General features: G+C 35.9%; 15 protein-coding genes. 4 read left to right on the top strand and 11 right to left on the bottom strand.

Going from position 1 to position 14,347, the window contains the following annotated elements; genetic code table 11:
• Positions 1-21 precede the first annotated feature (21 nt).
• Positions 22-1,923: a DEAD/DEAH box helicase gene (locus P9X27_04280; protein ID MDP8253601.1), complete on the top strand. Its 1,902-nt coding sequence runs from the start codon at positions 22-24 to the stop codon at positions 1,921-1,923.
• Positions 1,924-1,971: 48 nt separating this feature from the next.
• Here P9X27_04280 and P9X27_04275 read toward each other — a convergent pair whose 3' ends face one another.
• The 6 genes from P9X27_04275 to glgP form a co-directional block, all read right to left on the bottom strand.
• Positions 1,972-2,982: a LacI family DNA-binding transcriptional regulator gene (locus P9X27_04275; protein ID MDP8253600.1), complete on the bottom strand. Its 1,011-nt coding sequence runs from the start codon at positions 2,980-2,982 to the stop codon at positions 1,972-1,974.
• Positions 2,983-3,065: 83 nt separating this feature from the next.
• Entirely contained in the window at positions 3,066-4,067 is a 1,002-nt protein-coding gene (amrS, locus tag P9X27_04270) for an AmmeMemoRadiSam system radical SAM enzyme (protein ID MDP8253599.1), read from the bottom strand.
• Positions 4,064-4,702 (bottom strand): endonuclease III, encoded by a 639-nt coding sequence (nth, locus tag P9X27_04265; protein ID MDP8253598.1) that lies wholly within the window; start codon positions 4,700-4,702, stop codon positions 4,064-4,066. Before nth ends, amrS begins: the two co-directional genes overlap by 4 nt.
• Positions 4,695-5,210 (bottom strand): cob(I)yrinic acid a,c-diamide adenosyltransferase, encoded by a 516-nt coding sequence (locus P9X27_04260; protein ID MDP8253597.1) that lies wholly within the window; start codon positions 5,208-5,210, stop codon positions 4,695-4,697. The genes nth and P9X27_04260 overlap by 8 nt, the downstream gene beginning before the upstream one ends.
• Positions 5,201-5,797 (bottom strand): bifunctional nicotinamidase/pyrazinamidase, encoded by a 597-nt coding sequence (gene pncA, locus P9X27_04255; GenBank protein MDP8253596.1) that lies wholly within the window; start codon positions 5,795-5,797, stop codon positions 5,201-5,203. The genes P9X27_04260 and pncA overlap by 10 nt, the downstream gene beginning before the upstream one ends.
• A 27-nt stretch (positions 5,798-5,824) precedes the next feature.
• Positions 5,825-7,498, bottom strand: a complete 1,674-nt coding sequence (glgP, locus tag P9X27_04250; protein MDP8253595.1) for an alpha-glucan family phosphorylase — start codon at positions 7,496-7,498, stop codon at positions 5,825-5,827.
• Between the two features lie 202 nt (positions 7,499-7,700).
• Here glgP and P9X27_04245 point away from each other — a divergent pair, with 202 nt between their 5' ends.
• Positions 7,701-8,636 (top strand): sensor domain-containing diguanylate cyclase, encoded by a 936-nt coding sequence (locus tag P9X27_04245; GenBank protein ID MDP8253594.1) that lies wholly within the window; start codon positions 7,701-7,703, stop codon positions 8,634-8,636.
• Here P9X27_04245 and P9X27_04240 read toward each other — a convergent pair.
• Positions 8,633-9,112, bottom strand: coding sequence for a nucleoside deaminase (locus P9X27_04240; GenBank protein ID MDP8253593.1), 480 nt, complete (start codon positions 9,110-9,112; stop codon positions 8,633-8,635). The genes P9X27_04245 and P9X27_04240 overlap by 4 nt on opposite strands.
• A 91-nt stretch (positions 9,113-9,203) precedes the next feature.
• Between P9X27_04240 and P9X27_04235 the strand changes: the two genes are divergently transcribed.
• On the top strand, positions 9,204-9,881 hold the full coding sequence (locus tag P9X27_04235) for a DUF3047 domain-containing protein (protein ID MDP8253592.1): 678 nt from the start codon (positions 9,204-9,206) through the stop codon (positions 9,879-9,881).
• Positions 9,874-10,296, top strand: coding sequence for a hypothetical protein (locus P9X27_04230; GenBank protein ID MDP8253591.1), 423 nt, complete (start codon positions 9,874-9,876; stop codon positions 10,294-10,296). The genes P9X27_04235 and P9X27_04230 overlap by 8 nt, the downstream gene beginning before the upstream one ends.
• A 5-nt stretch (positions 10,297-10,301) precedes the next feature.
• On the opposite strand, the gene P9X27_04225 is transcribed toward P9X27_04230, so the two are convergent.
• The 4 genes from P9X27_04225 to P9X27_04210 form a co-directional block, all read right to left on the bottom strand.
• Positions 10,302-10,970: a PhoU domain-containing protein gene (locus P9X27_04225; protein MDP8253590.1), complete on the bottom strand. Its 669-nt coding sequence runs from the start codon at positions 10,968-10,970 to the stop codon at positions 10,302-10,304.
• A gap of 12 nt (positions 10,971-10,982) precedes the next feature.
• On the bottom strand, positions 10,983-12,107 hold the full coding sequence (locus tag P9X27_04220; GenBank protein MDP8253589.1) for a Na/Pi symporter: 1,125 nt from the start codon (positions 12,105-12,107) through the stop codon (positions 10,983-10,985).
• A 105-nt stretch (positions 12,108-12,212) separates the two neighbouring features.
• Positions 12,213-12,629 (bottom strand): peptide chain release factor-like protein, encoded by a 417-nt coding sequence (locus P9X27_04215; protein ID MDP8253588.1) that lies wholly within the window; start codon positions 12,627-12,629, stop codon positions 12,213-12,215.
• 47 nt (positions 12,630-12,676) lie between these two features.
• On the bottom strand, positions 12,677-14,083 hold the full coding sequence (locus tag P9X27_04210; protein ID MDP8253587.1) for a citrate/2-methylcitrate synthase: 1,407 nt from the start codon (positions 14,081-14,083) through the stop codon (positions 12,677-12,679).
• Positions 14,084-14,347: the final 264 nt, after the last annotated feature.

Raw genomic sequence — 14,347 nt, 5'->3', positions numbered from 1 at the left:
TATTATATATTATATATACTAATGCTAACAGAAAATATCATACTTGATAACTTCCAAAAAGATGCCATTGAGCATATTGATAAAAATAATTCCGTTATTGTGGCAGCACCAACAGGCGCTGGCAAGACTCTCATTGCTGAATATGCAATCGAGAAATGCCTCAAGGAGAATAAGGGGCTTATATACACAGCACCAATAAAAGCTTTGAGCAATCAGAAGTTCAGAGATTTCTCTAAAAACTTTCCTCAAAAAGTCGGAATAATAACAGGTGATGTCAGAATAAATCCCAGAGCCCCTATTTTAATCATGACAACAGAGATATTTAGAAACTACCTCCTCCAGGAACCAGAAAAACTAAAAGATAAAAAATGGGTGATATTTGATGAAGTACATTATCTTGATGACCCAGAGAGAGGCACCGTCTGGGAAGAATCTATTATATTCCTGCCTCCAGAAATGAGAATATTAGCGCTATCTGCAACACTGCCTAACGTGGGTGAGTTTAAAAATTGGATCAAAAAAGTTCATAATCAAAACATAATAGAGATAGAAGAGGCCGTCAGACCAGTGCCTTTGCATTTCTATTTTCAGGCAGATAATCAGATTTTCTCAAATCTTAAAGATTTAAAAAAATATAGCTCCAGAGAGAGAGGTAAATTCTTCTTAAATAATAGAATAGACTCTTTAATTAAACATCTAAAAACCAATGGTTTCTTGCCTTGTATATATTTCTGTTTCTCAAGAAAAAAATGTGAAAATTATGCAAAAGATCTCTCCCAGTTCAATTTTTTAACCGAAGAAGAAAAGAGAGATATTAAGAACCTCTATAAAGAGCTGGTAAAAAAATTCAAAATAGAACAGCATACATCTACCCATGACATGCTGCACCTGCTGGAGAGGGGCATCGCCTACCATCATGCAGGATTATTGCCGCCTCTAAAGGAGATTATTGAAAGAATATTTACCAAAAAAATGATTAAGGTAATATTTACAACGGAGACATTTGCATTAGGCATCAATATGCCATCACGTACTGTCTGTTTCGATGAAATAGCAAAACATTACAAAAGAAGAGCGCATTATCTAAGTACCAGAGATTTTTATCAAATGGCAGGGCGCGCAGGCAGACGCGGAATAGATGAAGAAGGCTACGTCTTTGTAAAACTTAAACCGTTTAAAGACGATATTGAGAAGATGGAGATCATTGCCAGAAATAGACCCGAACTTATAAAGAGTCAATTTAACGCATCCTATGCAACAATCTTAAACCTATATAATGATATCCAAGATGAGATAATAACCATCTACCCTAAAAGTTTCCACTATTTTCAAAATAGACATAGGAAGTCAAGAGAAGCAAAGATGCTTAGTTCTAAGTTAAAGCTATTGAAAAACTTAGGTTATATAAAAAATCAAGAACTAACATTAAAAGGCAAATTCTCGTCTAATGTATTTGGTTATGAGCTCATAGTGGGCGAGCTATATGAAGCAGGATTTTTTGAAAATATATCCTGGATAGAATTAACAATAGTAATATGCGCGATAATTACAGAATCAAGAGCTAAAGATACAGAGATAAAGCTAGACAAAGGATTGAGAAAACTGAGATTAAAAATCACTAATACCGTAGCTAAGATACAAAAAATAGAAAAAACACACAGAATCTATCCACGAATATTAAAACCTCATTTTCAACTCGCGCAAACATTGCAAGCTTGGCTCAGAGGCAGTGAATTCAATAAAATAATTAACCTGACATCTTTAGATGAAGGTGCAATTGTAAGAAACTTTCGCATGACAAATCAAGTATTGAGAGATATGAATCAAAGAATAATATCTGAAAATCTAAGAGAAAAGATAAATAAAGCATCTAGCGTTTTAAATCGTGATATTGTTAATGCTGAATGGCAGCTTAAAATTTAAGCTACCATTTGACTTTTCATTCTAAACAAATAGCACCCCTTTTTTAAATTAACAAGATTCTCTTTGAATCAATCTATAATCAAACTGGGGCTTTTGAGCACCTATAATCTCTCCAGTGAAAATACCATATATTATTTTAATTGCCTCATAACCCATCTCAGATAAAGGAACATGGATAGTTGTCAACGGCGGATTCATATGCTCTGAAATAGCTATATCATCAAAGCCAACAACTTTAACATCTCTAGGACAATTGAGGCAGAGTTCACCTAATGCACGCAAAGCACCTATCGCCATAGCATCGTTAAGAGAATATATCAATCCTTTAAAATCAGGATTTTTAATAAATATTTGTTTGGTCATCTCGTATCCGCCAGTTTCATTAAAATGACCATTTAAAATTCTACTTTCGCCAAAATCAATATTATGCTTAGCCAGCGTATCTAAAAAAGCTTTCTCTCTTCTTTGAGCATCTTGAGAATATACCTCTCCGCCTAAAAGATAGAGATCAGAATTGTTTTTTTTAATAACATACTCCGTCATATCGCATGTTGCCTGATAAGTATCTATATAAACCTGATTGATATCTAAGTCAGGATTATAATCATTCATAACAACAAGAGGAAAAGACTTTTTATTTTTCAACTCTTCCTCTAGATGAGGGTATGCTATATGGTAAGCATGGGTAATAATTAATCCATCTACACCGGCACTATCAAGCAGCGTTTGAAGTGAAACAAACTCTTCTTGAGATATAAGCTTTAAGTCGTACCCTATCTCGTCTAAACCTCTTAATACACCTTTCATTATCTCGCCAACATAGCCTGAGGTAGTATCTGTCTTAAAATTCATAGGCAAACCTATTGTTCGTGAAAAACCATGCCTTAGGGAGCTCGCCGATCTATTGGGAAAATATTTTAATTCTCTAATAATATCCTTTATCTTCTCTAGAGTATCCTGCTTAACAGATTTCTCTGTTCTAGAGTTTAAAGCCCTTGAGACTGTAGCAATTGATACTCCGGCTCTCTCTGCTACCTCTTTTATAGTTATTCTTTTCATATCTTATCTCCCATGTAAACGTTTGCTGTAATCGTTTACATAAGATTTATACCATAGACTTATACTATTGTCAAATATGAAAATTAGAACAGGCCGTCTATTGAAACCCCGCAGTAAGGACAGCTGCCGCTATCTAAATTATTAGCGCTAAGATTAAGGCCAGATCTTTTTATAAGCAGCTTAGCGCAATTATAGCAGAGACTATCATTGCCCTCAAATACGTTGCCAAGATAGACATACCTTAACCCCCTGCTCCTAGCTATCTCTTTTGCCATTTTCAAAGTTTCAATAGGTGTAGACTCAGATTTCAAATATTTATAATCCGGATGAAACCTACTTATATGCCAAGGGATCTCTACCCCAACAGAAGCAACAAAATCGGCTAACTGCATCAACTCCTGACCAGAGTCATTTTCCCCGGGAATAATTAAAGTCGTGATTTCAATCCATATGCCTCTCTCTTTCATATATTTAATTGAATCTAAAACCGGCTTTAGATGTGCCTTACAATTTTTAACATAGAAACCATCGTTAAAACTTTTCAAGTCGACATTAGCAGCATTTAAGTACGGCGCTATCTTATCTATAGCTTCGGTACTCATATAACCATTGGTAACAAAGATATTATGCAGACCTTCTTTATGAGCTATTTTAGCTATATCGTAAGCATACTCAAAAAAGACAGTCGGCTCTGTATAAGTATAGCTTATACTGGAGCAATTATTTTCTTTAGCATAATAGGCAATATCTTCAGGAAGAACTATTCTTTCCGGCTTAAAATCGCTTTTCGATCTCTGTGATATCTGCCAGTTTTGACAAAATTCGCATCTAAAATTGCACCCGATGGTTGCCATAGAATAAGATAAGCTTCCAGGATAAAAGTGGTAGAGTGGTTTTTTTTCAATGGGGTCTACATGCAATGCCGCCGGCTCTGCATAAACATCGCTATAAAGAATTCCTTTCTCATTCTTTCTAACACCGCAAAATCCATATTCAGAATCAATGATTACACAATTATGATTACATAGAAAGCACCTAACCTTACTATCTTCAATCTTATGATATAAGTAAGCCTCTCTCTTCATCTTCTCTTATCTTCTGATTTACAGAGATAACCAACAGCACACTTAAGGCATAACGGATTGCGCGCTTTACAGGTCTCCCTACCATGGTTCACCAAAATATGATTTAATTTCAGCCAATAGCTCTTAGGGAAAATAGAGATCAAATCCTTCTCTATCTTATCAGGATTACTATTGCTGCTAAAACCGAACCGAGTAGAGAGTCTCTTGACATGCGTATCGACAGCTACTCCCTCTATCTTTTGAAATCCAGAAGATAGAACTATATTGGCTGTCTTTCTTGCAACTCCAGGCAATTTAAGAAGAGAGGCCATACTGTCTGGCACCTTGCCATTGAAATCTCTGACTATTATCTTGGAGGAAGCTATTATGTTTTTAGTCTTATTTTTATAAAAACCACTAGAGTAGATATTCTCTTCTAGTTCTTTTTCTTCAGCAGCTGAAAAACCATAAACATCTTTATATTTATTGAAAATCCCGGGAGTTATCTCGTTAACTTTTTTATCAGTACACTGAGCAGATAGAATTGTCGCGACAAGAAGCTGAAAAGGATTTTTATAGAATAAAGCTGTTTTGCTCCCAGGATACTTCTTGCCTAAAACCTCTATTATCTTAATAGCCCTCTTGCTATCATTCATGTTTCTGAAAAGAGATAGCTAAAAGAAACAACAAATCAGACAGCCTGTTCAGGTAGACCAATATTGCATCATTTAAAAGAAGCTTTCTCTTTTTTAAGCTCACTGCTCTTCTCTCTAATTTTCTCGATATAGCCCGGGCAACATTTATGGAAGCTGAACAGCCATTGGAGTCTAGACTAATAAAAGAGTTGACGCTATTTTTTTTCTCAAAACTCTCTATCAATTTTTCAAGATAAGATATCCTCTCTAAAGTTATCTTTTCCTTTAAACTTTTATACTTGGATTCATCTATAACCAGCTCAGCAGCTATCAGGGATAAATCTTTTTGAATATCCGCTATAATCTTCTTTCTTCTCCTGCATCTTATACACGACTTCGATAAACCTAAAAAAGCATTGAGCTCATCTAAGACACCAACAGCCTCAATTAAGAGATTATCCTTATCTACCCTCTTTGAATAAAGAAGCGATGTTCTGCCCTTATCTCCTCTCTTTGAGACTATACCCATCCTGCCTCTAGCTCCTTAAAATCTATCAGAGAAGCACCTTTAGAGACCATCTGATCCAATGCCTTATTGGAATCATCTCTCTCTATATTAACCCCTTTCACCCCATCAGTTAAAATCACAACTTTAAAGCCCAACTTTAAAGCATCTAAAGCTGTAGCCTTAACACAGTAATCAGTAGCAATCCCGCCAATATAAAGCTCTTCAATGCTTAAATTTTTTAAAATATCTTCTAAAGCTACATCTCTAGGGTCTCTTCCCTCAAAAGCAGAATACCCATCCTCTTTAACGCCTACCCCAGATGAAATAATAATTGTATTTTGAGGTAATTCTAACTCTGAATGGAACTCAGCTCCTGCTGTTCCCTGTATACAGTGCAGCGGCCAAAGACCACCAAAGTCTTTAAAATGCTGTGAATTATTTGGATGCCAATCTCTAGAAGCAACCGTTGGATATTTTTTCTTCTGGAAGAGAGCAATATATTTATTTAGTACTGGAATGATTCTATCGGCATCTTTCACAGCTAACGTCCCCCTTAAACAGAAATCGTTCTGAACATCTACAATAAAGAGGGCCTTTTTAACATCCATACCTAGAAAGTTTAATGCTAACTTCTCTTAGCCAAAATATGCATCTGTTATATAACGATGCATCATACGATGACTATTAAAATAATTTGCAACCTTACCGATTGAATTCTTCATTATATCAATCCAATTATCTCTCTGTTCATAGAACATCGGTAATATCGCATATTCAAGTTTACCATAGAGATCATGCTTCTCCTCAAGCTCTAAGTCCTTTTTGGTAAAATCTTCTTCGATAGGACCTATGGTCCAACCCGTGACTCCTTCAATACAGCCTTCAATCCACCAGCCATCAGGTATAGAGAAATTTACACCTCCATTTAAAGCTGCTTTCATACCGCTAGTGCCTGATGCCTCCATCGGACGCTTAGGTGTATTAAGCCAAAGATCAACTCCGGGAATCATTTTTTGAGCTTTTTCCATATTATAATTTTCGATATAGGCAATCTTTATCTCATTCTTAAGTTTCTCAGCATAAGAGAAGATCTCTTGAATCATCTTCTTGCCAGGATCATCATAAGGATGCGCTTTACCGGCAAATATAATTTGAATAGGAAACTTAGAGCTGATATCCTTAAGCCGCTCCAAATCCTGAAATAAAAGCGCATGTCTTTTATATGTTGTTGCACGTCTTGCAAATCCTATTGTAAAAACATCCTCAGAGAATTTTATCTTCGACTTACTGTTTATAAGCTCAATGAGACTCTGCTTTGCTGCATAATGCGCCTCCCAAACTTCCTCATGGGGTATAATCTCAACTCTACCCAAAAGCCCAGGCTCCTTAGCCCAACCGGGAAGATATTTATCATATAGTTTTTTAAAATTGTCTTCCGTCCAAGTATAAGGATGTACTCCATTTGTAACCGAACTTATGACGTAACCAGGAAACATCTTTTTTGTTGTCTCACCGTGACTCTTTGCAACACCATTAACAAAGCCGCTTAAATTTAAAGCCAGGAGCGTCATATTCAAAGAGTCCTTGCCGGCAAAACTTTTAATAACATCTAGCGGAACAATGTCGGACAATACTTCTTCTACAAGCTGATAAGAGAACTTATCATGTCCGGCTTCAACAGGAGTATGAGTAGTAAAGATGCATTTTTTTTGCACCTTTTCAACATTGCCTTCAAACTCCTTAAAAACCTCAAGAGTAAGAAAGCTTGCATGACCTTCATTTAAATGATATTTTGAGACTTCAACTTCAAGAGCTTTAAGCATCCTCATACCGCCTATTCCAAGAACAATCTCTTGCTTCATTCTATAGCGCTTATCGCCGCCGTAAAGATGTGCAGTAATATCTCTATCTTCTTCACTATTGCCTTCTATATCTGTATCAAGGAACAGCACCGGCACCCTGCCCCCAGTAGTACTTCGTACTACATACAACCAGGCTTGAACTTTTACAGCTCTTCTCTCTATCTCAACTTCAACCTGCTGAGGTAATAATGTGAGATACTCTTTGGGCTCCCAATGATCTGGTTTCTCTATCTGCCAATTATCTCGATTGAACTCTTGCTTAAAATAACCTTTGCGTGAAACAAGAGTGGTAGCGACAAGAGGTATATTTAAATCCGCACTGGAGCGAACAGTATCACCGGCCAAGATACCAAGACCACCGCTATAAGTTGAAAACTCAGGCTTTACACCTATCTCCATAGAAAAATATGCAACCTTACTTCCTTTAAAAACATCCTTATATTCCATCTATCTATCCTTCCTTTTTTAATAAAATTAAATCACCATAAACCTACAAATAAGGATTATATTGTATCATAGTTGTCAACAACTGGTAAGAGATAAAGAAAATTTATTTAAGAAATAAAATTCGCATAAATTAAAACTATTCAAAAAGTTTGTATTTTAGCTAAAATATGTTATAAATACTGAAAAGGACTTGGAATAAATTATGCATATTAAATTTAAAAATAAGGTTATTATTTTAATATTGTTACTTTCTGCATCTATATTATCGCAATATAAATCTCTATCACCTCTAGAACTGTTAGCTTATCAGGGTAAATCCCTACGTAGAGTAAAGGCTGCATCCAGCAATTTCTACCCAGAGCTGTCTATACCTATAATTGAAACCGACAATGACGGGAGAATAGAAAAAGCAAATGAATCAGCTATATCAATCTTCGGAGATATCAAAGGTCAAAATATTACAACTGTATTTAGCCTAGCAAGTACTCCTATGTCCGATTTTGTATGTGAAATAGATACTCAGGTATTCAAACTGATATCCAACATGAGCCCTGATGGAACAATATGGACTGGATTTAATATGACAGAAGACTACTATGATAGGTTAACTAAAGTAGCTTACAGAAAAGACTACTATCCAGTTAGACTAAAAGAAGCTATATCTTTTTCTATGCATGATGGTCCACTCTCTGTCATTATAATAGATGGCGATTATATAAAGGCTATCAATGACAATTTTGGTCACCTTGAAGGCGATAACGCAATAGTATTTATGGCAGAAACGATAAAAAAATCACTAAGAGAGAGTGATCTCTTGTTCCATTTTGGAGGCGATGAGTTCTCTATTATCCTCCCCGACACCTCAGAAGATGAAGCTCAGATTGTAGCAAATAGAATAAACCAGGCTTTTAGAGATACTGCTATAGTAATGGCCGGGGAAGAATACATTATTACAATAAGCTTAGGATTTACCACTTTTAGGCCTAATGAAGATATAATTGCAGCGATAAAATCTGGATTAGCAGATCATATAAGTGAGCATATAACTGATACTGCAGATAAAGCAGCCTATGATGCAAAAGAAAACGGTAGAAATGGCAACAGTTATCTAGAATTAGACCTAAAAGATTTACCCTAATAAGCCCTGCTATTATCTCTGTTCTTCCAAATACTAAATAACCTTAGATTGTCATCTTTTAAACATCCCGATACAATCTCGATCTTGCTTTTACCTATATATTTCATCTCTCTGTTTGAGATAATAAGCTCAGCAAACCCGAAACTTTTTGCATCCTCTATTGAGGCACCATAGATAATCTTATCTATCTTAGCCCAATGAATAGCAGTAAAGCACATCGGGCAAGGCTCCGTTGTCGAATAGATCACACAACCAGATAGATCAATGCTGTCTAAGTTTTCACAAGCCTCTCTTATCGCTACTATCTCAGCATGGGCTGTTATATCAGTTGATGCCCAGACTCTGTTGTGACAACAGGATATAACTTTATCATTCTTTACAATGCAGGCTCCAAATGGTGTCTGACCGCTCTCTACTCCCTTAGTTGCTGCAGCAAGAGCCAGATTCATAAATTCAATATCTTTATTCTTAGCCATTCTCTCTCCTGTTTAAACGTTATCTTCAGTTATTATACCATCTATAATAACTGATTTGACTCCTAATGTAATAACAGATAAAATAGACTTAATGAGCTTTAAGAAAATATTTATAGTCCTTGCAATACTAACAACAGTTACGTTAACCGCTACGGTATTTGCCTTAGATATTCCAAAGCTATTTAACTTTAAAAACAAAGGTTCTCTGGATAGCTGGCAAGAGAAAATATTCAAAGACCAGGTTCTTTATACAGTTGAGGCTGATCACCACGAAGGGTATCTCTCTGCTAAGAGCGATCAATCCTGCTCAGGACTCTTCTATAAAATAAAATTCAATCCTAGGGAGTTTCCCATGATAAGCTGGAAGTGGAAAGTGTTAGAATTTCCTGATAAATCGAAAACAGCAACAGCTTCGGATGGCTGGATAGAGAAAGATGATTATCCAGCAAGAGTATATGTAATATTTCCAAGCATGTTATTTACCAATACAAAATCGATAGAGTATGTCTGGGATGAAACAACAGAAGAAGGGACATATATGAGCAGCCCTTACTTTAAGAATATCAAAATAATAGTTATTGAATCAGGAAAAGATAATTTAAATAAATGGGTCTATGAAGAGCGCAACATAAATGATGACTACATGCAGCTCTTTGGCAAAAAGCCTCCAAATGTAGGAGCAATAGCAATTATGACTGATGCAGATAACACAGCTTCTAGTGCAGAAGCACTATATGCTGAAATGAAAGTGGGGTATAAAAATGAATAAGAATAAAAGAAAGCAATTTTTTGCAAACAAATTCCACAAACAAATTTTTTTCATCATTGGCCTTGCAGCATTATTACCTACGATTATTGTTTCAATAGCTTTATACTACCTGATCTTCGGCATAATAGCGCAGGAGATTGCTATCCCAGAGACTATTGCCTACCATATCATGCCTGCTGCAAAGAGAGCTGCTTTTATTATATTTGCAGTAGCCCCTTTAATCATGTTAACAATACTTACAATTGCCCACAGAATAACACACTCAATACTCGGCCCTTACAGCAGAATAATAAGGGAACTTGATGAAAACTTAGAAGGTGAAAACAGGCACCAAATAAAACTAAGGAAGCATGATAAATTCTCACCTTTGGTTGAAAGAATAAACAGGCTGCTAGAAAAGATTGGTATCAGCTAGATATACTATCTGCTCTCATCAAAATAGTCTAAATCAGACAGAGGCAAGACTACAGACGTTGCGATATTAGTAAGATGCGCTGCTATACGCTTGAAATGCCTTGCAATAAGAGTAAAGCATACCGCCTCATTTACCGAGATATTACTCTTGGCCAGTTTTTCTAGTATCTGATCACATCTTTTTGCTATCTGACGTTCATAGTTCCAGGATGCTATAGCAATATCTTCATCCGATTCTAAAAAAGCCTTCTTAGTATCTTTGAAAAGCTCTGCTATCTCCTGATCTATATTATTAAAAAGCTCTTTATATTTATTTTTATCAATAGGTTCGGCCAAAAATTTGCTGACTTCAAAAAGATTTTTAGAATAATCGCCCAGCCTTTCAGCATCTTTTACAACACTCATCAATAGCAGCGAGGTCGGCACATCAACTGAAGGCTGAATCGAAAGATGTTCTATAATCCTCTTTCTAATCTCTTTTTCAGACTTATTCACCCTGCTATCTATTTCATATATTTCTTTTTTTAGAGTATCTAGATCTCCTTCGTTATAAAGAAGTCTCCTAATAACCATACCAAACATGCTCTCTGCATCGTTAAGCATAGATTTAAAATCCTCAAGCACTTGATTCAAAAAATCCTTGCCTTTCCAAAAACGCATTATATTTTTGAACATATCACATCCTCCTTATTCTAAAAATTTAGAAATTACAATAAACATCGCCGGGATTACAAAAAAAACAGTTACCATGTATAGCACAGCGTACCTGCGCCTTTTAAAAGCCAGACTGCCTAAGCCTTTGGCTAAAAAGACTGGTATCATCCTCAAAGGCCTCCAAGAATAGATAAATATGAGGCCTATAATATTAAAAAGGAAGTGTACAAAAGCTGCACTGACAGCAACAACATTCCCTGTTGCAAATGAAGCAAGGATTGCTGTTACTGTTGTTCCAATATTAGCACCCATTATAATAGGGTACATTGTTTCAACATTCAAAACTCCGGCCGCAATAAGAGGGATCATTAAAGCAATGGTTATTGAGCTGCTTTGAATCACTGCAGTAAATAGAAGGGCTACAAAGATAGTTAATATACCGTATTTACCAATAACATTATTAAGAACAATCTCTGCTCTTTTGATAACCAGTGATCTCATAACTCTTACAATAAAATACAATGACAAAAACAGAAAAACCAAAGATACAATAAGCAATAGAACATAGACCATACTTTGAAACAAACCAATTCTGATAAAAATATTTTCTATAAAATATATAACAGGCTCTGTAGCCAGCTTTATAGGACTTGTGAATTTAATTCCCCCAATATTGACAAATATATTACTTATATAGACAGCAGACTTATTTAGAATACCTGTTGCAAGCTCTATAGGAAATAGAATAAGGACACACATAATTTTAAAGAAACCATCTAACGTGCCGCCGGCTATCGCTCTCCTAAATTCTTCCCTACGACTTATGTGCCCTAATGAGACCAATATACCTGTTACTGTTGTTCCGATATTAGCACCCATAATTATCGGAATTGCATTGCTTAAGGTAATTACTCCCCCCCCTACCATTCCAATCACAATCGAAGTAGTAGTAGAAGAACTTTGAACAATGCTTGTAACTAAAATACCTATAAAGAGGCCTACAAACGGATTGGAAGTTGTCTGAATAAGATTTTCAGCAAACCCTTTACCGAAACCTTTAAAAGCTACACCCATAAGCCCAATGCTTAGGAGAAATAAATAGAGGAAGAACACTACTGATACAATTTTTAAAAGGGTCTTCAAAACTTCTGTTTTCATAGACAAAATAATGAATAATCAATCTAGGACATACTACCTAGTTATAAAGAAAAAACAACTCAAAAATGGCAATGAAGTTAATAACCAAACTATCTAAAATAAACTCTATTTAAACTCATCCCTAATTGGCACATGAGACCTCTGCTCTTTCTTTTTAGACCTTAGCTTTTTATCATGTGATATCTTCTCTTTAGCTCTTTTTGATCTTTTGCGTTTCTGCCTCTTTATTTTCTCTACTATCTTCTTCTCTGCTGACTCTTTACCTAAAATCATCTCTTCAATCTTACTTAGAAGCCTTCTTCTTGCAAAAAACCTATTTAAATTTTGAGACCGTTCTCTTTGACATTTAACTTGAAGACCGGTAGGAATATGCTTTAAACAGACACAGCTTGATGTTTTATTGACTTTCTGGCCACCATGACCGCTAGAGCGAGTGAATGTTTCCTGGAGATCATCCTCTTTAATCCCCAGCCTATCCATTCTGCTCTTTAACTCATCCTGTTTTTCTTTCTTTAGCGGCATAAGCTGGATTTAAACAGCCAAGATTGTCTAAATTTTAAATATAAAATTTAGCGTCTTTCTATTGGAATATATTTTCTATCAAACTCTCCAGAATAGACAGCTCGAGGACGGAAAATACGATTACGCGCATGGTACTCTCTTACCCGTGCAGTCCAGCCAGATACCCTGCTTGCAGCAAATATAGGAGTAAATAGTGCTTTTGATATACCTAAAGCACTGTAGACAAGTCCGGAGTAAAAATCTACATTGGGGAACACCCCTTTATCTTTACCTAAAGTAGAGATAACCTTCTTCTCTAATTTTCTTGCAATTGCAAACAGATTTTTGGCATCTCTATCGCCTCTACTCTTAATAAGATACTCTGCTAGGGGTCCTAGAACTCTAGCTCTTGGATCATAGGCTTTATAGACTCGATGTCCAAAACCAACAATTTTCATCTTTTTCTCCCTGGCATTCTGATACCAAGAATCAACATTACTGCTGGATCCAATTTCGTTAAGTGTATTTAAAACCTGTTCATTAGCGCCTCCATGAAGAGGGCCGTTTAGAGCAGCTATACCTGAGCCAACTGCAAAATAGATATCTGATAAAGTTGAAGCCACAACCATGGTAGCGAAAGTACTGGCATTCATACCATGATCTGCATGAAGAATAAGTACTATATCCATAATACGTTCTTCAACTGGATCAGGCTTTCTACCTGTAATCATATATATCAAGTTCCCAGCATGACTTAGCTCAGGGTCAGGATTAACCGGAAAAGAATCGGCTCTAAAACGAGATACAGCTCCGACAACACTAGAGACACCGGCTATTAAATCAATATAGGCTTTCTCAGCCATGGGGCCATGAAGATTTTCATCTACCTCTTTAGGCTTCTTGATAATTTTATTTTTAAACTCATATATCGCATGCTTTTCTCCTGTAGGATAGGTTTCCATAGGAATAGAATCCTCATCGGAACTGATAGTTGTTTCAATATCAGGACAATATTCAGCTCTGTCAATAAAAGTCCTTTCATGACGCATAAAATTAGTACCTATACGCAAAGCTGCCATAGTGTTTATATCTTTCACGGGAAAACCCATCATAAGACGTATCGTCTGAGGAATAGATCTTGATGCTAATAAATCTTTCTTAAACTTATTTAACTCAGACTTAGTAGGCAAATTACCATATAAAAGAAGGTATGATACCTCTTCAAAAGTCGAATAGGCACAGAGATCAAACACATCATAACCTCTATATATAAGTTCGCCTTGAGCGCCATTAACATACCCAATCGCACTCTCACAAGCAATAGCACCTTCTAGGCCCGGTCCAACAGTACAATCCACAGGCCAACTGATAGGGCCTGTAAAAGCTGGCTTGATATCTTTCTCGTTGCTCTTACGAGCTTCCTTCTTAGCATCCAATATTAAATTTTTAATATCTTTAATCTCTTTACTACTCATAATAATCTCCTTTAATTATAGTCATTGTATTATATGTTGTTCTCTTTACAATTTCAAGCTTTTATGATATTTCTCTTGACTAACTATAGCTAATACTGTAGTATTTTTAATTGTAGCGATGAAGGAGAGTAAGATATTAGTCCGCAAGGTGAGTATTATTTCTCCCTTGCGTTTTTTTTATGTCTTTCAATCGACTACAAATTTAAAAAAGGAGGTATTACCAGTATGAAAGGAACAGTAAAGTGGTTCAGTAACGAAAAAGGT

It is taken from the genome of Candidatus Kaelpia aquatica (assembly GCA_030765335.1).
In the GTDB taxonomy this organism is placed as follows: Bacteria; Omnitrophota; Gorgyraeia; order Kaelpiales; family Kaelpiaceae; genus Kaelpia; species Kaelpia aquatica.
This window is presented reverse-complemented; position numbering and strand designations above follow the sequence as displayed.

Excerpts from the sequence above, each read along its gene's own strand:
- nth (MDP8253598.1), bottom strand. The coding sequence starts at position 4,702 with ATGAATGATAGCAAGAGGGCTATTAAGATAATAGAGGTTTTAGGCAAG.
- P9X27_04260 (MDP8253597.1), bottom strand. The coding sequence starts at position 5,210 with ATGGGTATAGTCTCAAAGAGAGGAGATAAGGGCAGAACATCGCTTCTT.
- P9X27_04240 (MDP8253593.1), bottom strand. The coding sequence starts at position 9,112 with ATGGCTAAGAATAAAGATATTGAATTTATGAATCTGGCTCTTGCTGCA.
- P9X27_04225 (MDP8253590.1), bottom strand. The coding sequence starts at position 10,970 with ATGTTCAAAAATATAATGCGTTTTTGGAAAGGCAAGGATTTTTTGAAT.
- P9X27_04280 (MDP8253601.1), top strand. The coding sequence starts at position 22 with ATGCTAACAGAAAATATCATACTTGATAACTTCCAAAAAGATGCCATT.
- P9X27_04235 (MDP8253592.1), top strand. The coding sequence starts at position 9,204 with ATGAGCTTTAAGAAAATATTTATAGTCCTTGCAATACTAACAACAGTT.
- P9X27_04230 (MDP8253591.1), top strand. The coding sequence starts at position 9,874 with ATGAATAAGAATAAAAGAAAGCAATTTTTTGCAAACAAATTCCACAAA.
- P9X27_04220 (MDP8253589.1), bottom strand. The coding sequence starts at position 12,107 with ATGAAAACAGAAGTTTTGAAGACCCTTTTAAAAATTGTATCAGTAGTG.
- P9X27_04245 (MDP8253594.1), top strand. The coding sequence starts at position 7,701 with ATGCATATTAAATTTAAAAATAAGGTTATTATTTTAATATTGTTACTT.
- P9X27_04275 (MDP8253600.1), bottom strand. The coding sequence starts at position 2,982 with ATGAAAAGAATAACTATAAAAGAGGTAGCAGAGAGAGCCGGAGTATCA.
- P9X27_04215 (MDP8253588.1), bottom strand. The coding sequence starts at position 12,629 with ATGCCGCTAAAGAAAGAAAAACAGGATGAGTTAAAGAGCAGAATGGAT.
- pncA (MDP8253596.1), bottom strand. The coding sequence starts at position 5,797 with ATGGATGTTAAAAAGGCCCTCTTTATTGTAGATGTTCAGAACGATTTC.
- amrS (MDP8253599.1), bottom strand. The coding sequence starts at position 4,067 with ATGAAGAGAGAGGCTTACTTATATCATAAGATTGAAGATAGTAAGGTT.
- P9X27_04210 (MDP8253587.1), bottom strand. The coding sequence starts at position 14,083 with ATGAGTAGTAAAGAGATTAAAGATATTAAAAATTTAATATTGGATGCT.
- glgP (MDP8253595.1), bottom strand. The coding sequence starts at position 7,498 with ATGGAATATAAGGATGTTTTTAAAGGAAGTAAGGTTGCATATTTTTCT.